Annotated in this window: 7 protein-coding genes; all 7 read right to left on the bottom strand. The window is 43.1% G+C overall.

The genetic code is table 11. The annotated features are described in order from the left end of the window. Positions 1–188 precede the first annotated feature (188 nt). On the bottom strand, positions 189–563 hold the full coding sequence (locus tag BCU75_RS05285) for a hypothetical protein (RefSeq protein ID WP_102473142.1): 375 nt from the start codon (positions 561–563) through the stop codon (positions 189–191). A 109-nt stretch (positions 564–672) separates the two neighbouring features. Next, a complete protein-coding gene (locus BCU75_RS05290; protein WP_102473143.1) occupies positions 673–2,811 on the bottom strand; it encodes an ATP-binding cassette domain-containing protein in 2,139 nt (712 codons plus the stop codon). Then, entirely contained in the window at positions 2,808–4,394 is a 1,587-nt protein-coding gene (locus BCU75_RS05295; RefSeq protein ID WP_102473144.1) for an ABC transporter transmembrane domain-containing protein, read from the bottom strand. The genes BCU75_RS05290 and BCU75_RS05295 overlap by 4 nt, the downstream gene beginning before the upstream one ends. Continuing rightward, entirely contained in the window at positions 4,384–5,808 is a 1,425-nt protein-coding gene (locus BCU75_RS05300; RefSeq protein ID WP_102473145.1) for a TolC family protein, read from the bottom strand. Before BCU75_RS05300 ends, BCU75_RS05295 begins: the two co-directional genes overlap by 11 nt. Next, positions 5,783–8,014 carry an ATP-binding response regulator gene (locus BCU75_RS05305; protein WP_102473146.1) on the bottom strand — a complete coding sequence of 744 codons (2,232 nt, stop codon included), beginning with the start codon at positions 8,012–8,014 and terminating at the stop codon, positions 5,783–5,785. Before BCU75_RS05305 ends, BCU75_RS05300 begins: the two co-directional genes overlap by 26 nt. A gap of 3 nt (positions 8,015–8,017) precedes the next feature. Next, positions 8,018–9,367 carry an HlyD family type I secretion periplasmic adaptor subunit gene (locus BCU75_RS05310; protein ID WP_102473147.1) on the bottom strand — a complete coding sequence of 450 codons (1,350 nt, stop codon included), beginning with the start codon at positions 9,365–9,367 and terminating at the stop codon, positions 8,018–8,020. 3 nt (positions 9,368–9,370) lie between these two features. Further along, on the bottom strand, positions 9,371–9,733 hold the full coding sequence (locus BCU75_RS05315; protein WP_102473148.1) for a hypothetical protein: 363 nt from the start codon (positions 9,731–9,733) through the stop codon (positions 9,371–9,373). Positions 9,734–9,824: the final 91 nt, after the last annotated feature.

The raw sequence follows: 9,824 nt of genomic DNA on the forward strand, positions 1-9,824 counted from the left end.
ATAAAAACAGTAGAATAAAAATGCGGATATGGAAACCTTGAAATGGTAAATTTAATGGAAGTGTGGGAGGGGTATAAGTTCTTGTGATTCCAGAGCTTATTTTGAAATTCCCTCTCTTACTAGCAACTTATAGCGTTTGGCAGTCGGTTTGATTTTTATGTTTATTGATGAATAACTTGAAAAGTGTGTTAATGAGGGCGTTTTTTATCGAAATTTTGTTCAAACAGAAGTTGCTCTAACACCGTTTTTGCAGAGGGTTCTAATGCCCAAACCCCTAACATTCTGTTTAGCGCGGCGCGGTACACTCTGTTTTTGAGTAGGAAAGCGAGCGTGCTCGTATCGTTGCTCAATACATGTGTTTGTACGACGGTTAGCTCAGCTTTGTTCTCGATATCGATTTTGTTAAGATTGAAAGCAGGTAGAAAGGCGGACTCATACCAAACTTCAACGATCTCTCGGAGTTCAATCTCTTCTTCAGGCACATCGCAGCCCTGAAGTTGATGGTTTTCAGGGATTGCGGATAAGTAAGCGATATCAAGCTTGTCTGCAACGAATGTGTACATTAGCTTCCTTGTTACATGTGATTTGAGAACGAATCATCTCTCTCACTTATGGTTTTGTCAATTACATCCATTTATCTAACGAGTAATCTGTGAGTAAGCATCGACGTGTTTAACTCAAACTGTTTAAGTATTTGTCTGTTAAGCCAAAATATTTCAAGTTTCCATCAGGTTCTAGAACCAAACTCATATTGGAAGTCGCAATCAAACCGGGATCATTGGTCGAAAAAATGACTGTTTTATTCAGCAACTTATCGCTGAACAGACGGTTAAAATATTGCGCGTTTTCATTTTCAGCCCCGTTGAACGGTTCATCAATGATTATCAGAGATTGTTCACAGTTACCTAAACCAAGTGCCAAACGCAGCTTTTGCTGAATGCCATTTGGAAGGCCTTTGCATTTGTCGACACTCAATTGAGTCGCCAAGCCTTCTGGTAGCCATTCGTCTAATTCGAAGAAGCTCACCATATCCTGCATCTTCTCTGCTGGAATCAATCCATTGTGTAAAATGAAGTTGGTCTCTAAAGAACCTTCGAAAATGTGTAAATTAAAAGGGATGTAGTTGATTGATGTGCGATAGCGATAGCTGTTGAATTGCTTAATGTTATAGCCATCGACCGACACTGCTCCCTGATAACGATCTTCTAACCCTGCAATGATGGAAATAAGAGTTGTCTTTCCACAGCCTGTTGGTCCACATATGACGACTTTTGCACTGGGCGGTATTTTGAAGCCAAGGTTGGTTAACCCAGTTGCTGCTCCTGTATAACGGTGACTAACGCCACTGCCCACTATGCTGCCTTGGAACAAGCGAATAGGCGGGCTTTTCTCTAAGGTCAGTTTATCGTCATTCATTGACATCAAGTTGTTGATCTGTGCCGATGAAGCCTTAATCGATTGAAACTTAGAGATGGAGTTATAAATGCCCATTATAGGACCTAGTGCTTTCCAAACGAGAATCACGGTCGCAAGCATAGCACCAGCATCTGAAGTACCTTCCATTACCCCAATTACCGCGGTCACGATACTTGCAGTACCAATCACCTGAATTAAACTGCCGCCTGCCGCTTGAATTTTACTGTTGGTCACAGCAACGTTCTCGGCATCGCTGGTGCTTTGCATATGTGAGGCACTGAATCGAGATTGAACCACACGCAGTAAAGGCAGACCTTGAATGGTTTTGATCCCACGAAGGATCTCATTCCACTGATACGAGACCATTGCGTTGGCGCGTGAGCTTTTGGATGTGGCTTGCGAGTAGATATAGCGTGAGTACACACAGAACACTAACATCAAAATTAGACCGCCCATGACCACAAGCGCTGCCGTTCCAGACATCACGGCAATCGCGATGATAAATACAATCACAAAAGGCATATCAAAGTAACTGAGAGTCGATTCTGCGGTCACTAAGCGACGGAAGGTATCGATATCTTTCAAACGAGCCAGCTGAGATGAAACGCCTGCGGTTGATGTCATCGCATAAGGCAGCCAAAGAAGTTTCGATATTACGGCTTGGGATATGTGCACCGCGAGATCTTTACCAGAGGTGGCGATGATGTTGACTCGCATCTTCTTAAAGAAGTATTCAGAGAAGCCAACAATAACGGCAAACAAGGTCAACCAATAGAGTGTCGCTTGAGAGCTTGAGGTGAGTGCAAAATTATACACACTCATAATAAAGAATGGTTGCAGAGCGCCCAGTATACTGATCACAAAGCTCAGTATGATCAGGCTTTTGAGTTCATTATTGTAACGATAGAAAGCGTATTTAATCCAATTGCTTCTGTCTTGAGATTCCGGTGGTGGTTCGCGGAACAAGCGAGAATACTCACTAATCGCAATTAACAAGCATGGCTTTTTGCACATTGGATATTCAATGGTGTTGTTGTTTGTGTAATCAAACAACAACAGCTTTCCATCCTTTGTTCCCAAGAAGATAGCACTGAGGTTTTCTATCTCAATAAAGCATGGGTGAGGGTACTTATCGATATTCTCGAGTGTCTTGAGCTTAGTAACATCACAGCGATATCCAAGTCGCTCAATGGTTGCAGTAAAACTGTCACTGTCTTTTGGTTTTGGAATAAAGGCGTCGCTGAGTATAGCGGGTGTCCCTTCCCATTCTAGTGCTATCAAGCTGTAGGCTAAGCCACGAATCAGCGGCGACTGACTGTAGCGCTCATCATAACCACTTGCTTCAAAGTCCAACACACGTTGCGGAACATTGTTGAAGTCAACTAGGATGCTCATTGATCACCTCCGGTAAGTTTTACGCGTTTGAGGCGATGGTTAAGTTTGTCCATTTTATTACTGGCGATGATTAGAATCTTGTCATTGGCACGATACGCGGTACTGGTCAGCACCACTCGTGCAAATTCCTCATCATAGACACAATCGATATCATCAAATATCAATACGCGCTTACTAGCGAGCAGCGCGCGAACCAATAATAAGGCGTAGCCGACCTGACGTGAGAATGGGTTACGCATATGGCCTTTGATTTCAGTGTAAAAGCCAGCCGGAAGCGCATCTATTTGTGCTTTGATGTTCATGGTTTCACACAACGCAAACGCCGTGTTATTCAAACTCGGTCGAAAACAGGTCAGATTATCAATAATGGTTCCTTCTACGAACGAACTTGTCTTATCTACCATTAGCACGCTGTTGCGCCACACGTTGTAGTTAATGTCATCGAGAGGGGTGTCGTTAATCATTATGTCTAGTTTGCTGTCATTGTTTTGTCGCGTAATGCAGTTGGCTAAGTGTGTCTTACCCGCACCACTCTTACCTGTGAGTAGGTAGGCTTGTCCTAGTTCGAATTCAATACGCTGCTTCTCAGAATATTTGATAGAAATGCGTTCAACTTCTGTTGTCTCATGTTGGTGTTCAACAGAAGCCGCCAGTTCAAGTAGTTCAGCGATACGCTGAATGTGGAGTTTGTTGAGCTCCCAACGGCTTGCGGTGCGCATTACTTGTTGGTAAGGCGCAAAATAACGGTTGGTTAGCATGATGATCGCGGCCATGATGCCTTGGCTTGATTCCATATTGATCACGGCTGTTGCCAATACCACCACAACACAAGCAATCGAGAGTTGTTGGATGAGCGCCAAGATCAAACCGAAGTTCGACTCAATCTGCTCGTATTTGATGTTTTCCACTTCGCGCTCTTCGACCATTTGTGTCATCAAGCTTTCAACTCGGTATTCCATGTTTCGCGCTTTGATATCCAGCGGGCTAGAGATGATTTCTATTATTTTAGAGGTGGTTAAGCCCTCTATGTCTGATTTGTTTTGCAAGCTGCCAATCTTCTGTTTAGAAAGGCTCCAAGCGAAAATAGCTAAAATGAGCGAGGCAATCAGAAGCGTCACGCCAGCCCATATGTTGATTAGACCAATAATGAGGATGGTGATCACGCTGACAGCAAGGTTTATAAGGGCTCGAACCGATTCTCCACCAAAGAAGGTTTTAAGTTCAGGAATGGTTGAGATTCGTTCTAGATATTCACCTGGCTCTAAACGGCGGAATTTGGATATCTCGGCCAAGCATATCGATTGAAATACCTTGTTGGTTAAGTTGGTCTCAAACTGCCTCATGATGACCGAAGATATTTTCTCTTCCTGATTTTTCAGGTGGTAGTCGAGGAAGATTGAAATCAAGATAATCGCAAATAACAGGAACAGAGTGTCTTGCGCTTGGTTGGGTAAAACTCGGTCAAAAATGATCAGAATGGAGAAGGGCAGCACTAAGCCAAACAAGGTCGATATTATCGTTGAGAAAGTGAGATAACACTTATCGGCCATGTTGATCTTTTGAGAAAACTGTTCAGTTTGCATGACGGCCTCCTTTCTTCAATGATTCAGTCGAGAGAAGGTGTTTAGGTACCAATTCTTGATTGTTTCGTCCTTCAATATCGCTCATTAATTGCATGATGCTTTCTATTGATTGAATAGAGAGTATGCCCTTAATTTGCTCAAGCTTGATGGTTTCGATGATGTAGTCGTATCGCGCGCTTTCGTAGTCTCTTAAAGCGCTGAACAGTTTACTTTCTGCGGCAAGTAAATCGGTGATAGTACGCGTGCCTAACTGATATGCCCTTTGGATACCTTTGTAAGAGGCATAGTTGGCGCGAATGATGTTTTCGTAACTGCTTATGGACTGCGAGAAATCGTTAATGTTGAGCACCGAGGTGTTGACGCTGTTACGTGTGGTGTAAAGCGAATCTTGGTAAAGCAGTTCGGTACGTTCAATTGCAGTCGATGATTTTTGATAGCTGTAGTAATCAGAGCCACCGGACAAGATAGGAACGGCAAGGTTCAAGCCAACACTGGTTGAGTTACTTTCACCTGTCGCTGTGATATCGGTTTTGTCGTAGTTATTGGCATCATCGTGACGGTAGCTAGCTGAAAGTGAAACGGTCGGTAAGAAGTTCGAACCACTCTCTTTTAAGCTTCTGCGGCTTCTTTCGACGTTTTTCTTCGCGACTAACAAGTCGTTGTTGAGCTTTAACGCCTGATCCATAATCGCGCGTTGTTCGGTTTCATTAATCTCTTTTAAAGGTACGCTTTCGTATATATCTTGAGACGGAGTAATCGGGTATTGAATTTGAATCGATAGCCCGTTGAGAATGACACGACGGTCTTTCTGCAAGGTTCTCAATCGATTCGACACTCCTTCTTTCTGAGCTATCACTTCGTATAACTCACTGGCGGCTGTGTTTCCTAACTCCACGTTCCGTCGCATTTGATGTTCACGCGTCTCAGACGATTTAAGCTCAACCTTAGTCGCTTTTATTTGTGCGTTGTTTTTCAAATACTCAAAATATTGAGATCCGATTTCCGAAATAGTGCTTTGAATTTTGTTCTCGTGCTTAACCTCTTCGATATTGAAGTCGAGCTTAGCCGTTCCATATTTAAAAATGTCACCAAGATTGAAGATCGATTGAGAAAGAGAAAGGCTGTAGCTGTTTGAGTTATAGCTAGAGGTTTCATCGGGTACGCTCGATAGTAAGGTTTCATTCTCGTTCCATGTAGTATCGGCTGCACCATTGAGTGAAGGCAAAAATTTAGAGCGACTGATACCTATATTGTATTCATTCTCTTCCACACCTTTATCACTGGCACGAAGAGACAGGCTGTTTTGTAGGCCGAGTTCTACCGCCTCGAGCAAGGTAGTCGCCGATGCCGAAGGTGTCGTGCTTAATGTAAGCGCAGCGATGATGCTGCTAGTTAAGTTTTTGAACCGCCACATACTTGTTGATCACCTTGATTATTTGGTCGCTTTTGTAAGGTTTGCTGATCACGTAATCCATTCCTGCTTCGATACAAGCCTGATGTTCGTTACTGCTGGTCAATGCGGTTGCCCCTATGATGGTGCAAGGGTTTTTATCGTTTTCTTGTTCAAATTGGCGAATGCGTTTTGTCGCTTCAATACCGCCCATGCCTGGCATAATGCAATCCATGAAGATGATGTCAGAACGTTTGTTCATGAAGTGCTCCACAGCATCAGCGCCATCGCCAACCGTATCGGGCTCATATTCTTGTTTGGTAAGAATTCGTTTAAGTAAGATCTGCTGAACTCGGTCATCTTCTACGATAAGGAATGAGCTGTTCTCCATTTGTTCTTCTGATGCATCCGCTTCCATAATGGTGAGCAGGTTAGGAATAAACTCGTAAGGAATCGCAGGGGAGTTGATGATCTTATCAACGAAGCTATGACACTCTTGCGCTTGCTGAGTGTTGGTCACTGAAAGCAATAGCTTAGTATTTGGGTGACTCTTAAGTTGAGATTTCACCGTTTTACTCAGTGACGCTAACTTGTTAGGTTCAAAGGTATCGGTCAACATAATGGCATCGTACTCACCGAAGGTCTTCGCCGCCGAAAATAACTCATTTGCCGTGCGAACCTCTGTGATATCAAGCCCTAAGTTGCTGAGCATTTTTTTCATTACATCAATGCGAACTTGAGTATTGGCGCAAAGCAGTAAACGCTTGCCGTCGAAGCGAGTTTTTTCTGTGTGGAAATTTTTAGCCTTGAGATCAAGCTCAATCTGAAAACGTTCCTGCGTACCCGATTGGAACCAGTGGCTTTCGTAATACCCGTAATCTTTTAATACGCTTTTTGCTAAGTCGTCTGTGCTAGCGGTGTGATCCTTGTGAGTGCTCCAATGAAGTTTATTCAGCTTGGCTACAGAGACATCCAATGTTGAAAGGAAGTTGAGATTAATGGTGACACGCGTATTTTCCATATCAGAAGCCGCGCCAGACTCTATCGTTACGAATAACTTCTTGTTTGATTTAAGCTGTATGGCGTTTGAAAGTTGCAGAAACAATATCCAGAACAAGCTGGTGGATTGTCCTTCTACGCGATTGGGCAAATTGTCAGAAATAAAGCAGTCGAGTTGGCTTTCATTGCGTTGTACTTTGGCGCTGATATGAATCATCAATTCAGACAACACGCTTAGAAGAGAGAACTCTTTCGACTTGCTTTCCGTACCTTGTGAAATCAATCGGTTATAGTTTTCTGCGAGTTCAGATAATGTGCTACATGCTGAGGTAATATCCTTCGCCATCAACACACCGTTTTCATCGGTTTCTTGAACGAGATATTGGACACCACCATTAATGGTGTTGGTGATTCCGCGAATTTCATAGCCGATGAGTGCATACAGCTGTTTGTAGAGATCGTTATTGCGCTTTTGGTCTTCCAATTTACTGAAGACCAGTTTGAGGTGAGAGTAGATCTGACGCTGTTTGGGGTTGATGCTCACTTCATTAAGAAGCTCTTCAAGCCTTTGTAGATCTAGCTGTTTTAGTTCTTGATACAATGCATCGAATTCATAGTCGATTTCGCGTTCGTTAGAGCTGGATTTTTTCAGTTTCAACATGGCAACTGCGTTAGATAGAACCGTAATCACAGCCAGTACTATGACCACCATAAATAGCCAGATGAAGAACTCGTTTTTCTCAGACATCAAATCGCTTGCATGGTTATTGAACATGGTGCGGTAGTTATCATCCATCTGCAGATAATTGTTGGTCAGTGATAGATACAAATCAAACACTTCGCTACGTGTTTTAGGGCTATCGTTGAATCGATTGATGGCGAGTTCAAGTTGCGTGTATTCTGTTGCCCCCACCAAGCTGAATTCGGTTTTGTTTAAAGAGGCTAGCGACCTAAACTCATCAATCTCAGCCTTCAAAGTTGATAGGTTTAAATCGCTGGTACTGCAATTGTTGGCCTTCAGGCAATACTGCAAGGTTTGTATATCCAACTCTATGGTCTGATTCAGTTTTTGGGCTTGTATTAGAAGTGGGGCACTTTGAACTTGCGCAACTGAATCTACTTTTGACCAAGAAAAGTACAAATAGAAAGCGAGTGCGGCCAGTACCACGCTGAACAATATGCTCAGACGCAGGGCGGGTACAGAAATGTTGTAAGAAGGTTTTCCGCTCATTGATTACCTCTCATCGAATGCATCTTCGATGGCTGACATCACAGGTTTTGCTGCATATTCGATCACGCGACGCGAGCCTGTTTTCACGTCGGCGGTAAATTCCATATAAGGTGATAATTTGTATTGAGTGCCTCCTCGCTCAAGAAAGTTTCGATCAATCTCAATCTCTGCCAAATAGAACTCAGCATCTTCTTCTTCATATGATGAACGACTGATTGAGGCGATGGTCCCCTCAACAAATCCATATTTTGCGAAGTTGTAAGTGTCCATTTTGACTTTCACTGCTTGGCCAATTTCAACAAAACCCATGTCTTTACGTGGGATTTTTGCTTCTCCGTGTAGGGAGTTATTAATCGGTGCAATATCAGCGATACTCTCACCGGGTGGTATTACCGCCGAGCGGAAGTTGAAATGTAGTTTGTCGACCACACCATCCACCGGTGAGTAGACGATTAGGCGGTCGACCTTGTCGGAATGTTGTGGTTGTATGATCCGTTTCAGTTTGAGGTCCTTATTGGCCTGAATGATCTGTGCTTGGTACTCGGAGTTGCGGTTCTCAACCAAATCTCGATGTTGTTTTTCGAGTTTGTCGAGCTGAAAGCGTTCATTCATGACCGACTCATCAAGGTTTTCAATCTCACGAACCATATTGGACTCTTGTACTTTCATATTGAGAACGTCGACATAAGACGCCATCTCTTCTTTATAAAGCGTATTTTTAATGTTGAGTTGTTTGCGAATGAGCGAGAGTTGGTTCTCTGAGCTTTTACGACGCTTTAGCATCGAGCCAATCAGAGAGTTTTTGTGTTTGATATCGTGGGTGATGAGCTCTTCGTTGGAACGGTTCTTCGAGAACTCTTGTTGCCACGTATTCATGTTGACCTGAACTTGTTCTGGGTACTTTTCGATGTAAGAAGCAAAGTTTGGTTCGACCATGTCTCGTAAGCTTTCATAACGAATTTTGTCGAGTTCCAACTGAATGATTTCGGTGTTCACTGTATCGAGTTGGGTGTTGCGGTCGAGTGAACGGATTCGAGCAATAGGTTGTCCTTCATACACAACTTCACCTTTTCTCACTAACAACTCTTCTAAAATACCGCCTTCTAGGTGTTGAACTTTTTCAACGTCAGACTCTAGTAAAAGCTCGCCACGCACAGAAACGACTATGTCGATGCGTGCCTGTGACGCCACGGCGATAGCCACCAAAGCGAGTAGGAAAATGATGAGCAGCGTTTTATGAACACTAGTCATAGCACTTGCAAGCACGATAGTGTCATCCGCTGTGACCTTGGAAGCTTCGTTGTTAGAAACGAGCGCTTTTCTGAGGTGATGCTCTATTTGGTTATTGCTCATGACTTACCTCGATGACTCGTCATCTACAACTTCCTTAATGTCCAAAAAGTGATTGATTTGTCGATTGACGTTTTGTAGTTCAATTTTTACATCTTCCAAAAGTTCTTCCGGCGCAGGGAATTCGTGTCTACTCAAATGTTCCAACTTGGCCATTTTGGGTGGCAAGTCTTGGTCGCACAGTAAAGTTAAGATGGTTTTCAATTTTTTCGAGTAGCTGTTGAGTTCATCAAAACGATGACCTTTATTAAGTGTCTCTATGTTCATCGATGCGTCCGAAAAGTCCTTATAAAAGTCGCCTAACAGCAATTGCAGCCCTTTGTGGTTGTTGTCGATTGAACGTAACAAATTCGTCATGTCTATCATCATTCCACTGCCTTAATTGCTTTAATCACAATAACTAAGGATGTTTAAAGGCAGTTTTCAATTTTTTTTTGCTTCTTTTTATTTCTCTATGCAT

Origin of the sequence: Vibrio splendidus (genome assembly GCF_002873455.1) — a bacterium.
Lineage (GTDB): Bacteria > Pseudomonadota > Gammaproteobacteria > Enterobacterales > Vibrionaceae > Vibrio > Vibrio splendidus_J.

What these genes read in the sequence shown, in the direction of transcription:
- BCU75_RS05310 (WP_102473147.1), bottom strand. Translation starts at nt 9,367, where the DNA reads ATGAGCAATAACCAAATAGAGCATCACCTCAGAAAAGCGCTCGTTTCT.
- BCU75_RS05305 (WP_102473146.1), bottom strand. Translation starts at nt 8,014, where the DNA reads ATGAGCGGAAAACCTTCTTACAACATTTCTGTACCCGCCCTGCGTCTG.
- BCU75_RS05315 (WP_102473148.1), bottom strand. Translation starts at nt 9,733, where the DNA reads ATGATGATAGACATGACGAATTTGTTACGTTCAATCGACAACAACCAC.
- BCU75_RS05290 (WP_102473143.1), bottom strand. Translation starts at nt 2,811, where the DNA reads ATGAGCATCCTAGTTGACTTCAACAATGTTCCGCAACGTGTGTTGGAC.
- BCU75_RS05285 (WP_102473142.1), bottom strand. Translation starts at nt 563, where the DNA reads ATGTACACATTCGTTGCAGACAAGCTTGATATCGCTTACTTATCCGCA.
- BCU75_RS05300 (WP_102473145.1), bottom strand. Translation starts at nt 5,808, where the DNA reads ATGTGGCGGTTCAAAAACTTAACTAGCAGCATCATCGCTGCGCTTACA.
- BCU75_RS05295 (WP_102473144.1), bottom strand. Translation starts at nt 4,394, where the DNA reads ATGCAAACTGAACAGTTTTCTCAAAAGATCAACATGGCCGATAAGTGT.